Origin of the sequence: Streptomyces sp. NPDC056479 (assembly GCF_042795335.1) — a bacterium.
Taxonomy (GTDB): domain Bacteria; phylum Actinomycetota; class Actinomycetes; order Streptomycetales; family Streptomycetaceae; genus Streptomyces.
This window is the reverse complement of the sequence record NZ_JBHTRZ010000006.1, coordinates 189,021-202,960: the sequence shown is the minus strand read 5'-3', so window position 1 is coordinate 202,960 and position 13,940 is coordinate 189,021. Positions and strand designations below refer to the sequence as shown.

Sequence of the window (13,940 nt, the reverse complement as noted above, 5' to 3'; positions counted from 1 at the left end):
GTGCCCCCAGGAATGGTGGGTGCCCCGCGTTTTGCGTTGGTGCTGGGGGTTCGTTTGCGGGTGCGGGCCGGTGGGGGCTGGTCGCGCCCGCGCGGCGGAGCCGCGGATTGATACAGCCCCGCGCCCCTAGGGGGTTGCACGCGGCGGCAACTTCGGACGTGACCGGTCCGGTACGTGTGCGTAGTCCGGGGGAGTTGCCGGAGGGTTCGTCTCCAGTAGCTCCAGCGCCAGTTCCACCGCGTCCGTCAGCTGGGCGTGGCGGCCCTCCGCCCAGTCCAGCGGCGTCCGCAGGACCTCGACATCCGGGCTCACCCCCTTGTTCTCGATGCTCCAGCCGTACGCGTCGAACCACGCCGCGTTCATCGGGACCGTGATCACCGTGCCGTCTCCCAGGCGGTGGCGGCCGGTCATGCCGACCACTCCGCCCCAGGTGCGCTGGCCCACCACCGGGCCCAGCTTGAGGAGTTTGAAGGCGGCCGTGATCATGTCGCCGTCCGACGAGGTCGCCTCGTCGGCCAGGGCGACCACCGGGCCGCGCGGGGCGTTGGAGGCGTACGACACCGGCTGGGCGTTGCGGGTGAGGTCCCAGCCCAGGATCGTGCGCGTCAGCTTCTCCACCACCAGTTCGCTGATGTGACCGCCCGCGTTGCCGCGTACGTCGACGATCAGGGCGGGCCGGGACATCTCCATGCGCAGGTCGCGGTTGAACTGGGCCCAGCCCGAGCCGCCCATGTCCGGGATGTGCAGATAGCCGCAGCGGCCGCCGCTCAACTCCCGTACGACGGAACGTCGTTTGGCGACCCAGTCCTGGTAGCGCAGAGGGCGTTCGTCGACGAGCGGGACCACTGCCACCCGGCGGGCCCGGCCCGCCTCGCCCTCGGCCGGGGTGAACGTCAGCTCCACCGTCGTACCGCCCGCCCCGGCGAGCAGGGGATACGGGCCGGCGACCGGGTCCACCGGGCGGCCGTCCACGTGGGTGAGCACCGCGCCTTCCCGGATTCCCGTACCCGCCAGCGGAGAGCGGGCCTTGGAGTCGGAGGACTCGCCGGGGAGGATGCGCTTGACCATCCAGCCCTCGTCGCGGCGTACGAAGTTGGCGCCCAGAAGGCCCTGCCAGCGCTGGTAGTGCGCCGGGCCCTCGTTGCGGCGGGCGGCGGCGACATAGGCGTGCGAGGTGCCGAGTTCGCCCAGGACCTCGCGGAGCAGATCCGCGAACTCGTCGGGGGAGGCGACCCATTCGACCAGGGGACGGTACTGGTCGAGGACCGCGTCCCAGTCGATGCCGCACATCCGCGGCTCCCAGAAGTACGCCCGGATCAGCCGGCCCGCCTCCTCGTAGGACTGCCTCCACTCGGCCGCCGGGTCCACCTCGTGCAGGATGCGGCGCGCGTCGATCCAGACGGTGGAGTCGCTGTCGCCGGACTCGGTGGCGGGCACCGCCCGCAGATCGCCCTCGTCGACCACGACCAGGCGGGTGCCGTCACCGCTGACCGTGAACCAGTCGAGATGGTCGACGAGTTCGGACTTCTTGGCCTTGCTGATGCTGAAGTGTTCGAGGGTCGGCCGGCCGGTCATGTCGTCCGGGTTGGCGAACGTCTCGCCCAGCGCTCCCGAGATCGGCCAGCGCAGCCACACCAGCCCGCCACCCGAGACCGGGCACAGCGCCGAGTACTTGGAGGCGGTGACCGGGAAGGGGGTGACCCTGCTCTCCAGGCCCTCGACCTCGACGGTCGTCGCGCCACCGCCGTCGCCCTCCTCGTCCTCCACCGGGTCCAGGCCGCCGGCGGCCGGGCGGCCCTCGGGGTTCAGGGCGAAGGGGGAGGGAGTCGCGGAGGACAGGGGCACCAGGTAGGGACGGCAGCCGAGCGGGAAGGAGAGGTCGCCGGTGTGGACGTCGTACACCGGGTCGAAGCCCCGCCAGGAGAGGAAGGCGAGGTAGCGGCCGTCCCGGGTGAACACCGGGTTCTCGTCCTCGAAACGGCCGCCCGTGACGTCGACGATCAGGGCGTCCTTTATCCGGGCCAGCTTGATCTGGCGCAGGGAGCGGCCGATCCCGGGGTGCGACCAGGTCAGCCATGCCCCGTCGGGGGAGAAGGCCAGGTCCCGTACGGGTCCGTTGACCGACCGGATCAGCTCGGTGACCTCGCCGTTGGAGTCCTCGGTCGCGTCGAGCAGGAGCAGCCGTCCGTCGTGTGCGGCGATGGCGAGGCGCTCGCCCTTCGGGTCGGCGACCATCTCCAGGACCCGGCCCAGCTCGCCCGAGGCCATCCGCCGCGGCTCACGGTCGCCCGTCGCCCGGGGCAGGTAGGCGATCTCGATCGCGTCCTCGCCCTCGGCGTCCGTCACGTACGCGACCTGGCCGACCGGGCCGAGCATCTCCGGCAGCCGGACCCGTACGCCCGGGGTGTCGGTGATCGTGCGGGCCGGGCCGTCGCGGTGGGTGAGCCAGTACAGGCTGCCGCGTACGACCACGGCGCTCGCGCGGCCCGTCTCGTCCACGGAGATGCCGTCGACGTGTTGGGCGGCGGGTACCTGGTAGGTACGTCGGCCCGCGCGCGGCCCGCTGAGCCGTACGTCGAGCCTGCGCGGCTCGGAGTCCGCGGCCAGGTCGTCCACGATCCACAGGTCGCCCGCGCACTGGTACACCACCCGGGTTCCGTCGCTTGAGGCGTACCGGGCGTAGAAGGCGTCGTGGTCGGTGTGACGGCGCAGGTCGGAGCCGTCGTACGCGCACGAGTAGAGGTTGCCGACGCCCTCGTGGTCGGAGAGGAAGGCGATCCGGCCGCCGACGAACATGGGGGAGTCGAGGTGGCCGGCGAGGTCGGCGAGCAGGCGTTCGCCGTGCATCCAGAGGCGGCCGGTGGCGCCGCCCCGGTAGCGCTTCCAGGAGGCCGGTTCATGTGGTGGGGTGCCGGTCAGGAGCAGGCTCTTGCGCTCGCCGTCGAGGTCGGCGACCTGGATGTCGGAGCAGGGGCCCCAGGGCAGTTTGCGGCCGGGGTCGCCGCCGAGGCTGACCTTGTAGGCCCAGGTGAAGTGGGAGAAGGGCTCACCGTGGGAGGCGACGGCGAGGATGATGCCGTCGGGGGTCCAGCCGCACACCTGGGTGTCCGCCGATCCCCAGTGGGTGAGCTGCCGGCCCGGTCCGCCGTCCACCGGGACCAGATGGATCTCCGGGACCAGACTGCGCCAGCTCGTGTACGCGATGTGCCGGCCGTCGGGGGAGAAGCGGGGGTGGCCGATCTTGGTGCGGTCCACGGTGAGCCGCCAGGCGCGGCCCGGGGCGCCGAGGGGGGCCAGCCACAGGTCGTCCTCGGCCACGAAGCACAGCAGGTCGTCATGGAGGTGCGGCAGGCGCAGATAGCTCACCTCCCCATGCTTTTCCCGTGGACGTACCTGAGCAACTCGTGACATCTCCTGTCGGGGAGACGGGCGTGAGCCAGAACACGAACGAAACCGTTTCGTTTCGCTCGTGGGTGCGCTATCGTCGTGGTGTACGAAACCGTGTCGTTCGGAGTGGGAAGGTGAGAACGGTGACCGAGGTCGCAGCCGCGCGTCGCAGCCGCATCACCCCTGAGCGTGAGGCCGAGCTGTACGAGGCCGTGCTCGACCTGCTCCGGGAGGTCGGCTACGACGCCCTCACCATGGACGCCGTGGCGGCCCGCACCCGGTCCAGCAAGGCGACGCTCTACCGCCAGTGGGGCGGCAAGCCGGAGCTGGTGGCGAAGGCGATCCGGCACAACAAGCCGGGCGGCATCTCCGACGTCGACACCGGATCCCTGCGGGGCGACCTGCACACCCTCACCTCCCGTGAGGACGACTGCTCCATGCAGCAGAACGCCGCGCTGATGCGGGGTCTGTTCATGGCGGTGCACGGCAACCCGGACCTCCTCCAGGCGTTCAAGGAACTCCTCATCGAGCCGGAGATGGAGGAGTTCCACCGGGTGGTGCAACGGGCCGTCGACCGCGGCGAGATCCGCGCCGACTGCCCGGCGCTGCACTACGTCGTGCACATGCTCGTCGGCGCGTTCGCCACGCGCACGCTGATCGACGACCAGCCGCCGACCCAGGAGTTCCTCACTTCGTACATCGACGCCGTGGTCCTCCCCGCCCTCGGCGTTTCCGTCAGCTGACGAGTCCCCTTCAGCTGACGAGTCCCCTTCAGCAAGCCCTCCACCTGACGTACCCGCTCACGTCGTCGGGCTGATCACCCCTGCCCTGGGGCCTGTGCCGGAACCCCGGCCGGGCGCCCCAACCCCACGACCTGACCGGGAGTCGCCCTCGTGGCCACGTTCCTCTACAAAGTCGGCCGGCTCGCCTTCAGGCGACGGCACTTCGTCGCCCTGATATGGGTCGCGCTGCTCACCCTCGCGGGTGTGGGCGCGGCCAGTGCGCCCGCGGCGGGCACGACGTCCTTCTCGATCCCCGGCACCGAGGCACAGAAGGCCTTCGACCTGCTGGAACAGCGCTTCCCCGGCATGAGCGCCGACGGTGCGACCGCCCGGGTCGTCTTCAAGGCGCCGGACGGCCAGAAGATGACCGACGCCGGCCACAAGGCGACCGTGCAGGAGACCGTCAAGGAGCTGTCCGACGGCTCCGAGGTGGCCTCCGTCGCCGACCCCTACACCGCGAAGGCCGTCAGCAAGGACGGCACGATCGCGTACGCGTCGGTGAAGTACGAGGTCTCCGGCATGGAGCTGCAGGACTCCTCACGGGAGGCGCTGGAGGACGCCGCGCAGGACGCGCGGGACGCCGGGCTGACCGTCGAGGTCGGCGGTGACGCGCTCCAGACGACACCCGAGACCGGAGCCACGGAGATCATCGGCATCGGGGTCGCCGCGGTCGTCCTGGTCATCACGTTCGGCTCGCTGATCGCGGCAGGTCTCCCGCTGCTCACCGCCCTGATCGGCGTCGGCATCGGCATCTCGACGATCACCGCCCTGGCGAGCGCGCTGGAGCTGGGCTCCACGACCTCGACGCTGGCGATGATGATCGGCCTCGCGGTCGGCATCGACTACGCCCTGTTCATCGTCTCCCGCTACCGCGCCGAGCTCGCCGAGGGCCGGGAGCGCGAGGAGGCGGCCGGCCGGGCCGTGGGCACGGCGGGTTCGGCGGTGGTCTTCGCGGGCCTGACGGTCGTGATCGCGCTGGTCGGCCTGTCGGTCGTCAACATCCCGATGCTGACCAAGATGGGCATCGCGGCCGCGGGCACCGTCGTGATCGCCGTGCTGATCGCGCTCACGATGATCCCGGCCCTGCTCGGATACGCGGGCAAGAAGGTGCGCCCGGCGGGCACCAGGAGCCGCTGGATGGGCGGCAACCGGGCCGAGAAGAAGGCGGCCGCCGGCAAGGCCAAGCCGAACATGGGCACGCGCTGGGCCAGCTTCGTCGTACGCCGTCCGATCGCCGTGCTGCTGCTGGCGGTCATCGGCCTCGGCGCGGCGGCGATCCCGGCCGGCTCCCTCGAACTGGGTCTCGGCGACGACGGATCGCAGCCGACGTCCACCACCCAGCGTCGTGCCTACGACCTGCTGTCCGACGGTTTCGGACCCGGCTTCAACGGCCCGCTGATGGTCGTGGTCGACGCCAAGGGCAAGGAGGACCCGGACGCGGTCTTCCAGCAGGTCGGCGATGACATCAAGGGTCTGAAGAACGTCGTGACGGTGACGCCGGCGGCGCCCAACAAGGCGGGCGACACGGCCACGATCACGGTCATCCCGAAGTCGAAGCCGTCGTCGGTGACGACCGAGGACCTGGTGCACTCCATCCGCGACAAGGGCGCGGAGGTGAAGGCCGACACGGACGCGACCGTGCTGGTCACCGGCTCGACGGCGATGAACATCGACGTCTCGCAGAAGCTCAACGACGCGCTGCTGCCGTACCTGGCACTGGTGGTGGGCCTGGCCTTCCTGCTCCTGATCGTGGTCTTCCGCTCGATCCTGGTCCCGCTGAAGGCGGCGCTCGGCTTCCTGCTGAGCGTGATGGCGGCCCTCGGCGCGGTGGTCGCGGTCTTCCAGTGGGGCTGGTTCGCTGGCCTCATGGGCGTGGAGGAGACCGGCCCGGTGATGTCCATGATGCCGATCTTCATGGTCGGCGTGGTCTTCGGCCTGGCGATGGACTACGAGGTGTTCCTCGTGACGCGGATGCGCGAGGCGTACGTCCATGGTGAGAAGCCGAGCCAGGCGGTGGTGACCGGGTTCAAGTACGGCGCGAGGGTCGTCACGGCCGCGGCCGTGATCATGATGGCGGTCTTCGCCGGCTTCATCGGCTCGTCCGAGTCCATGGTCAAGATGATCGGCTTCGGCCTGGCGATCGCCGTCTTCTTCGACGCCTTCGTCGTGCGGATGGCCATCGTCCCGGCGGTCCTGGCCCTGCTCGGCAAGAAGGCCTGGTGGCTCCCGAAGTGGCTGGACCGGGCCCTGCCGAACGTGGACGTGGAGGGCGAGGGCCTGCGGACGCGGACCGACAAGGACGAGGACCGGGAACTGGTACGCGTCTGACCCGTCACCAGTGAAGCAGGCCGGCCGGTGAGGGCTCCGTGGGGACGGGGTGCCTTCACCGGCCTTCTTCGTGCTGGGTGTCAGCCGATGGCCATCTTGGGCTGAGACGATGTCATCGTCTCTGACAAGAAGGAGCCATGGCCAAGCAGCGCGTCACCGTCTGTGTCCCGCCCTGTGACCCCGACGACCCCGAGTCGCTGCACCGGGCGATCGGACAAGCCATGGCTCCGTACGACTAAAACCGCGAGGACATCCCCCACGCGGACTGGGTGGGCGAGTGGGACTACTGGTTCGTCTCCGGCGCCGGTTACGCGTTCGCCGTCCTTCCCGGGCACGAGGACGACCCCCGACTCGTCCGCCACGACGAGTGGACCGAACGGCCCGAGGAACTGCCCCGCTCGCGGTGCCATGGGGGGCCGCGCGGGCTGCTCGACCTCGATACCGACCGGGCGGAGGTGGGCCGGGAGGCCGCACGCCGGTGGGACGACTGGCGGCGGTTCGCCGACCGCCACACCGGTCCGGAGTCGGTGCTGCGGGCCATCGCCAAGGACCCGGAGCTGGAGGAGCGGTTCACCCACGACCCCTACAACTGGTTCGGCCGTGACCGGGAGGCGTACATCGCGGAACGCGTCGCCGACGTGCTCCCCACCCCGGCCATGCTCACCTTGGCCGGCCGCTGGGTCGAGTACGGGGGCCCCGGCTACCGGCAGTGGTTCAACGCCTACCTGCAGGACCTGCCGGCCGACACGATGGTCGTGCGAGTGCTGTACCACTCCTGACCTCGGCCAGTGCTCCGCGGGACCGCGGCGTTCTCACCGGCTTCTTCACGCGGTGGGGTCGGCGGTCCCCGTGCCCAGGCGGTCGGCCAGGCACGCCAGGTACAGGGCCATCGTGGTGCGGTGTTCCCGCAGGGGGCGGCCGGTGATCTGCTCGATCTTGTTCATTCGGTAGACGACGGTGTTCCGGTGGATGTGCAGGGCGGTGGACGCCCGTACGAGGTTGAAGCCGTTCTCGCACCACGCGGTGATCGTGTCCCGCAGCACCGGCCAGTCCGGCTGGGCCCGCAGGTCCGCGGCGGCGCGCTCGATCAGGCGATTGCGGGCGGGGCGGCCCACCGCCGTCAGGAGCTGGTGGACCCTCAGGTCGGTGATGAGGTGGACGGGGGTGTCACCGGTCACGCGGGCGCCGAGGCGGAGTGCGTCGCACGCGTCCTGGTAGGAGTCGCGCAGACCGCCGAGCGACGTGGCCCGTTCGCCGATCCCCACGCGGGCGGCGAGGCCGTCCTGGGCGGCGATGACGTCGGTGATGCGCCGGCAGTCGTCGGCCAGGTGCCCCGCCTTGCGGGAGGGCGGAAGGCGATGCAGCACGCCGATCCAGCCGGGGGCCGTGGCGGCGACGATGTCCTGGGGGTCGGCGAAGACCTCGCGGACCGTGCGGAGCAGTTCCGAGCGGACCAGCGTCATGTTCCGGCCGGGAGCGGCGGGGCGTCGGGTGCCCGCGTCCGGCACGGTCACCTCGAACGTCACCGCGACCCGCGGCAGCCGTAGGTCGAAGCCGAGTTCGGCGGCCCGGAACATCAGGAACTCGCCCTCCACGACCTGGGGATCGTAGGAGGCGATGTCGGCGACGAGCTTCTCGGCCGCCCGTTCGGCGAGCAGCCGGGAGCGCAGCATGACGGACTCCCGGAGCAGGATCTCCGTCTGACGCTTCACCAGCAGCCCGAAACGGCGGACCTGGGCGGGCGTCCCGGTGATGCCGACCGTCCCCACCGCCGCGCCGTCCGAGACCAGCGGCAGCGTGACACCGGGACGTACGCCGCGCAGCAACTGTGCCTGCGAGGCATTGTGCGTGGCGGGCTCCTGGGTGCGGATCACCTCGACGGACGCCTCGTGGAAGGAGCCGACCCGGCTGCTGTCGCCGCTGCCGATGACCATGCCCTCCGCGTCGGTGATCAGCACGTTGAAGCCGATGACGGCGGTGGTGTCCCCGGCGATCTCCTGTGCGAGGGCAGGGCTCAGCATGGGATTCCTCCCGCTGCGGGGGACGGCCGCGGCTGGACGCACCGTACAGCGGATCGCGCGATTTCAGCCACAAGTTCGTACGGAGTGACCGGTGACGTACGCCGGGCCTGTTCGTAGCGTATGGCCCCAATCACCTCCCCGCCGGGGGCACAGCGCGGTGAACGGCGGGTTCGTTCAGCGCCGATCCGGAAGGCCCAGGCCATGATCCGCATACGACCGCTTGCTTCCGCTCTGTCCGCGATACTCCTGCTTCTGACGGCCTCCGCCTGCGGCTCGGGCGGTGACGACGAACCGGAGAACGTGTCCGCCGAGGCCGCCGCGCTCGGCACGCTCACCCCCGGCGTCATCAAGGTCGCCGTCCAGCCGTACGCGCCCTACACCACCGTCCAGGGCGGGAAGATCGTCGGACTCGACGGTGACATCCTCACCCGCGTCGCCGAGAAGCTGGACCTCAGGATCGAGCCCCAGGTGACCGACTTCGCCGGCATGCTCGCCGGAGTGCAGTCCCGTCGCGTGGACATCACCGTCGGCGGCGTGGCCTGGTCCGAGGACCGGCAGAAACAGGGGCTGTTCACCGACCCGCCCTACTACTCGCCCCCGGCCATGGCGGTCGCCGGCGACAAGACCTACAAGACGGTCGACGACCTCAAGGGCCTGGACCTCGGAACGGTCGAGGGCTATGTCTGGGTCAAGTCGATCCAGGCCGTGCCCGACGCGAAGCTGCACGCCTACCCCGACGCCAACGGCGTGTTCGACGACCTCGGTGCGGGCCGGATCGACGTCGGCTTCCTCGACCCGCTGATCATCATCGCGGCGCAGAAGGAGCGCCCGGACCTGAAGATCCAGACCCAGTACATGACGCCGCCGACCGCCGACCAGGTCAAGGCCCAGCCCGCCTACGCCTACTTCCAGCCGTACCAGACCGGCTTCTACCTCCCCCGGCAGGCCACCAAGCTGGAGAAGGCGATCTCGAAGCAGATCGACGCGATGTACGCCAGCGGCGAGATGGCCGAGCTGGTGAAGAAGTACGGCGGTGATCCCGAGCAGTTCCTGAAGCCCGCCGCCGACGTCGCCACCGCGCGCCGGGGCGTGGACCGGCCGCAGGACTGGACGCCGCCGTCCATCGCGCAGTGAGGGGATGACATGTCCGGTCTCTTCCAGGTCCCTTGGTCCGACTACCGGCCCGATCTGCTGGACGCCCTCTGGCGCACCGTCTCCTACACGGTGGTGAGCTTCGCCGGCGCGGTGCTGCTCGGTCTCGCGGTGGCGCTGCTCAGGCTGAGCAAGGTGTGGCTCGCGCGTGCCGTCGCCGCCGTCTACACCGAGGTGTTCAAGAACATCCCGCTGCTGGCCATCATCTTCCTCGCCTACTTCGGCCTGGCCTCGGCCGGGCTCCGGCTGGACGTGTTCACGGCCGGCTGCGTCAGCCTGATCGTGTTCTACGCCGCCTACCTGTCCGAGATCTTCCGCTCCGCGATCAGCGGGGTGCACGGCGGACAGACCGAGGCGGGCGAGGCGCTCGGACTCGGCAGGGCGGGCATCTTCGCCCACGTCATCCTTCCGCAGGCCGTCCGCCAGGCCCTGCCCGGCACCAACACCTTCCTCGTCGACCTGCTGAAGTCCACGTCCCTCCTGGTCACCATCTCGGCCGCCGAGCTGATGAGCGAAGGCAGGCTCATCACTTCGTCCACCTTCCGGGCCCTGGAGGTGTATCTGGTCATCTCCGCCATCTACTTCGCCCTGTGCTACCCGCTCTCCCAGCTCCTTCTGCTGCTGGAGCGCAAGGTGCGGGCGGGCGTCGCCCTCTCCCCGTGGCGACGGCGACGCCTGCGGGCGGCGCGCGCCCTGCTCGCCGAACAACCGGAGACCACCGTGAAGGCAGGTGCCGTATGACCGAGCCGGTCACCGCAGCCAAGGCCGACACCGGCGACGCGCGGCCCGAGGCCGTCGTACGGATCGAGGGGCTGAGCAAGTCCTTCGACGGCCGACTCGTGCTCGACGACGTCCACTTGGAGATCGACCGCGGCCGGATCGTCACCGTCATCGGACAGAGCGGCGGCGGCAAGACCACCCTGATGCGCTGCGTCAACCTCCTGGAACAGCCCGACCGGGGCACCATCGAGGTCGCCGGAGAGGTCGTGCACCGCGACGGCCGTACGGTCTGCCGCGATCTGCCCCGGCTGCGCCGCACCGTTGGCATGGTCTTCCAGCGCTTCCACCTGTTCCCGCACCTGACCGCCGTGGAGAACGTCGTCCTCGCCCAGCGCAGGGCGGGCATCCCGGAACAGCAGGCACTGGAACGCGCCGTCGCCCTGCTGCGCCGCGTCGGCGTCGCGCACCGCGCCCTCGCCCAGCCGGAACAGCTCTCCGGCGGTGAACAGCAACGCGTCGCCATCGCACGGGCCTTGGCGCTCAAACCGGAACTGCTGCTCTTCGACGAACCGACGTCCTCACTGGACCCGGAGGCCACCCGGGAGGTGCTCAGCGTCATGCGGGAACTGGCCGCGGACGGGATGACGATGATGCTCGTCACCCACGAACTTCCCTTCGCCCGCGAGGTGTCCGACCACGTCGTCTTCGTCGACGGCGGCCGGATCGTGGAGGAGGGCAGGCCAAAGGACGTCCTCGACAACCCCGCCCAGACCCGCACCCGGGAGTTCCTCGCGTCCTACGGATCCCGGTCATGACCGGTACGGCAGGGCCGGTGGGGTCGGCCCCCGTGGTCGTCGTCGGCGGCGGTGTCATCGGGCTGTGCACCGCGTACTACCTGGCCGCGGCCGGTGTGCCGACCGAGGTCGTGGAGCGGCGCGGGCTGGGCTCGGGCGTGTCCCGCGGCAACGCGGGCTGGGTCTGCCTCAGCCACTCGACCCCGGTCCCCGCCCCCGGCGTGCTGCGCTACGCGCTGCGTTCCCTCGGCCGACCCGACTCACCGCTGTATCTGCGGCCGCTCCCGGACCCGGCGTTCCTGCGGTGGCTGTGGCGGTTCTGGCGCAGCAGCACACCGGCCGCGTTCCGGCGCGGCTACACGGCGATCGCCGAGCTGAACCGGGACACCTTCGACCTCTTCGACGCCCTCGACGACGCGGGAGTGGCCACGACACTGACCCGGCCCGGCATGGTGCACGCCTTCCTGTCACCGGCCGAGGCACGCCACCACCTCGCGATCCAGCGGGAGATGGCGGACGGCCGCTACTCGCTGCCCGCCGACGTCACCACGGGCACCGAGGCCCGTCTGCTGGACAGCGCCCTGTCGGACAGGGTGCGGGCGGCCTATCTCGTGAAGGGCGAGGGGGTGGTCGATCCGGAGGCCTTCGCGCGCGGGCTCGGCGAGGCACTGGCCGCCGCGGGCGTGAAGGTCCACGAGAACGCCGAGGTGACCGGCTTCCGGTCCGGGTCGGGGCACGTCGGAGCGCTGCGGACCGACCAGGGCGAGATCCCCTGCTCGGCCGTCGTCGTCGCGGCCGGCATGCGCACCCCCCAGCTGCTGCGCGCCCTGGGTCACCGGCTGCCGCTGCAGGCGGGCAAGGGGTACAGCTTCTCGGTGGACCTGGACCCCGCTCCCCGGCACACGCTGTACTTCGGTGAGCGCCGTGCCGTCGCCTCACCCATCGGCGGGACCACGCGGATCGGCGGCACGATGGAGCTGAGCGGCAACAACAACCGGCTCGACTGGCGCCGGATCGTCGCCGTCGCGCTCGCGAGCCGGCACTACCTGGGCCGCTGGTTCGACGACCCGGACGACCTGGTCAGCCGGATCCGCGATCCCTGGGTGGGCGGGCGGCCCTTCCTCCCCGACGGGCTCCCGGTGATCGACCGTCTGCCGGGACACGACAACGTCTTCGCGGCCACCGGCCACGGCATGCTCGGCGTCACTCTGGGCCCCGCCACCGGTCACCGGCTCGCCGAGTACCTCCTCACCGGCCGCCGTCCGGAGGTGCTGGCGCCGTTCCGCTTCGACCGGCCGGGGCGCTGAACTCGGTCGCGTGTCCCGTACACGCACGGCTAGCGTGCCCTGCATGACGACGACCGACAGCACCCAGTCCGGAGCCCACCCCCGTTTCGCCGCCGCCTTGGATGAGCTGGGGCTGGGCGAGTTGCGGGGGCGGATCCGCCGCTTCCCGGATGCGACCCGTACCGCCGCCGAGGCCGCCGCCGCGATCGGCTGCGAGCTCAGCGAGATCTGCAAGTCGCTGATCTTCGCGGCCGACGGGGTGCCGGTGCTGGTCCTGATGGACGGGGCGTCGCGGGTCGACCTGGAGCTCGTCCGGAAGGCACTGGGCGCCCAGAAGGTCACGCGGGCCAAGGTGGACGTCGTCCGGGAGACGACCGGATACGCCATCGGGGGCGTACCGCCCTTCGGGCACCTCACGAAGACGCGGGTGCTCGCCGACCGGTCGCTGCTGGAGCACGAGGTCGTGTGGGCCGCCGCCGGAAACCCGCACGCGGTCTTCCCCATGGCGCCCGAGGACCTCGTCGCCCACGCCGGCGCCACCCTGGTGGACGTGCGCGAGCAGACTTCGTGACCCCGCTGGTCACCGCCGCCGTCCTGCTCGCCGCGGTCACGCACGCCGGCTGGAACGCCATCGCCCACAAGATCACCGACAAGCTGGTGGGGTTCACGCTCATCGCCGGTGGCGGCGTGCTGATCGGGCTGGCGCTGATGCCCTTCGGGACGTTCCCGGCGGCACGGGCGTGGCCGTATCTGCTGGCCTCCGCGGTCGTCCACATCGTCTACTTCGCGCTGCTGATGAAGTCCTTCCGGCTGGGCGACTTCGGGCTGGCCTACCCGCTCGCGCGCGGCACCGCGCCGCTCGTGGTCGCCGTGCTCGCCGCGGTGTTCGCGCACGAGGTGCCGGACGGCTGGGCGGCCACCGGAATCGCCCTGTCCTGCGCGGGGTTGACCGGTGTCGCGCTGTGGGGGCTGCGCGGGCGCCGGCCGAACTGGGCCGCGATCGGCGCGGCGCTGGCGACCGGGCTGAGCATCGCGGCGTACACCGTGCTGGACGGGCTGGGCGTACGGGCCTCGGGTTCGTCCCTCGGCTATATCGCCTGGCTGATGGTGGTCGAGGGGCTCGTCATCCCCGCGTACGCCGTCTGGCGCTGGCGCGGGGAGACGGTCGCCGTGCTGCGACCGTTCGCCGCGCTCGGGCTGCTGGGCGCGGCGCTGTCCGTCACCGCGTACGCGCTGGTCCTGTGGGCCCAGACGAAGGCGGAGCTGGCGCCGATCGCCGCGCTGCGGGAGTCGTCCATCATCGTGGGGGCGGCGATCGGGGCGGTGTTCTTCAAGGAGCGGTTCGGGCTGGGGCGGATCCTGGCGGCGGGGCTGCTGGTCGTGGGGATCGGGTTGATGCTGCACACGGGTTGAGGCGCCTGGGCCCGGGTCGTCGCATGCGGGTGGGGTCAGCGGCGCCGTTCCGGGCAA

At 71.0% G+C, this 13,940-nt stretch carries 11 protein-coding genes; 9 read left to right on the top strand and 2 right to left on the bottom strand.

Translation table 11 applies throughout. The annotated features are described in order from the left end of the window. Positions 1-126 precede the first annotated feature (126 nt). Entirely contained in the window at positions 127-3,366 is a 3,240-nt protein-coding gene (locus tag ACFQ6S_RS24320; RefSeq protein WP_383413455.1) for a S41 family peptidase, read from the bottom strand. 164 nt (positions 3,367-3,530) lie between these two features. On the opposite strand from ACFQ6S_RS24320, the gene ACFQ6S_RS24315 reads away from it, so the two are divergent. From ACFQ6S_RS24315 to ACFQ6S_RS24305, 3 genes are all read left to right on the top strand, one after another. Further along, on the top strand, positions 3,531-4,130 hold the full coding sequence (locus ACFQ6S_RS24315) for a TetR/AcrR family transcriptional regulator (RefSeq protein WP_383413452.1): 600 nt from the start codon (positions 3,531-3,533) through the stop codon (positions 4,128-4,130). A 150-nt stretch (positions 4,131-4,280) separates the two neighbouring features. Continuing rightward, a complete protein-coding gene (locus ACFQ6S_RS24310; protein WP_383413449.1) occupies positions 4,281-6,497 on the top strand; it encodes an MMPL family transporter in 2,217 nt (738 codons plus the stop codon). Positions 6,498-6,766: 269 nt separating this feature from the next. Beyond that, on the top strand, positions 6,767-7,276 hold the full coding sequence (locus ACFQ6S_RS24305) for a hypothetical protein (protein WP_383413447.1): 510 nt from the start codon (positions 6,767-6,769) through the stop codon (positions 7,274-7,276). 45 nt (positions 7,277-7,321) lie between these two features. Here ACFQ6S_RS24305 and ACFQ6S_RS24300 read toward each other — a convergent pair whose 3' ends face one another. Further along, on the bottom strand, positions 7,322-8,518 hold the full coding sequence (locus ACFQ6S_RS24300; RefSeq protein WP_383413444.1) for a CdaR family transcriptional regulator: 1,197 nt from the start codon (positions 8,516-8,518) through the stop codon (positions 7,322-7,324). Positions 8,519-8,719: 201 nt separating this feature from the next. Between ACFQ6S_RS24300 and ACFQ6S_RS24295 the strand changes: the two genes are divergently transcribed. From ACFQ6S_RS24295 to ACFQ6S_RS24270, 6 genes are read left to right on the top strand one after another with little or no spacing between them, the layout of a single operon-like run. Next, the gene (locus ACFQ6S_RS24295; RefSeq protein ID WP_383413441.1) at positions 8,720-9,652 is read left to right on the top strand and encodes a substrate-binding periplasmic protein; all 933 of its coding nucleotides are present in this window, start codon (positions 8,720-8,722) and stop codon (positions 9,650-9,652) included. A gap of 9 nt (positions 9,653-9,661) precedes the next feature. Beyond that, the gene (locus ACFQ6S_RS24290) at positions 9,662-10,411 is read left to right on the top strand and encodes an amino acid ABC transporter permease (RefSeq protein ID WP_383413438.1); all 750 of its coding nucleotides are present in this window, start codon (positions 9,662-9,664) and stop codon (positions 10,409-10,411) included. Then, entirely contained in the window at positions 10,408-11,205 is a 798-nt protein-coding gene (locus ACFQ6S_RS24285; protein ID WP_383413435.1) for an amino acid ABC transporter ATP-binding protein, read from the top strand. The genes ACFQ6S_RS24290 and ACFQ6S_RS24285 overlap by 4 nt, the downstream gene beginning before the upstream one ends. Continuing rightward, positions 11,202-12,491: an NAD(P)/FAD-dependent oxidoreductase gene (locus ACFQ6S_RS24280; RefSeq protein WP_383413432.1), complete on the top strand. Its 1,290-nt coding sequence runs from the start codon at positions 11,202-11,204 to the stop codon at positions 12,489-12,491. The genes ACFQ6S_RS24285 and ACFQ6S_RS24280 overlap by 4 nt, the downstream gene beginning before the upstream one ends. Before the next feature lie 43 nt (positions 12,492-12,534). Beyond that, positions 12,535-13,041 carry a YbaK/EbsC family protein gene (locus ACFQ6S_RS24275; protein WP_383413430.1) on the top strand — a complete coding sequence of 169 codons (507 nt, stop codon included), beginning with the start codon at positions 12,535-12,537 and terminating at the stop codon, positions 13,039-13,041. Continuing rightward, complete coding sequence (locus tag ACFQ6S_RS24270) at positions 13,038-13,883, top strand: EamA family transporter (RefSeq protein ID WP_383413427.1); 846 nt, start codon at positions 13,038-13,040, stop codon at positions 13,881-13,883. Before ACFQ6S_RS24275 ends, ACFQ6S_RS24270 begins: the two co-directional genes overlap by 4 nt. The last annotated feature ends 57 nt before the right edge of the window (positions 13,884-13,940 follow it).

Bases quoted from the DNA above. Each gene is read 5' to 3' on its own strand.
- ACFQ6S_RS24300 (WP_383413444.1), bottom strand. From the start codon at position 8,518: ATGCTGAGCCCTGCCCTCGCACAGGAGATCGCCGGGGACACCACCGCC.
- ACFQ6S_RS24295 (WP_383413441.1), top strand. From the start codon at position 8,720: ATGATCCGCATACGACCGCTTGCTTCCGCTCTGTCCGCGATACTCCTG.
- ACFQ6S_RS24285 (WP_383413435.1), top strand. From the start codon at position 10,408: ATGACCGAGCCGGTCACCGCAGCCAAGGCCGACACCGGCGACGCGCGG.
- ACFQ6S_RS24280 (WP_383413432.1), top strand. From the start codon at position 11,202: ATGACCGGTACGGCAGGGCCGGTGGGGTCGGCCCCCGTGGTCGTCGTC.
- ACFQ6S_RS24275 (WP_383413430.1), top strand. From the start codon at position 12,535: ATGACGACGACCGACAGCACCCAGTCCGGAGCCCACCCCCGTTTCGCC.
- ACFQ6S_RS24290 (WP_383413438.1), top strand. From the start codon at position 9,662: ATGTCCGGTCTCTTCCAGGTCCCTTGGTCCGACTACCGGCCCGATCTG.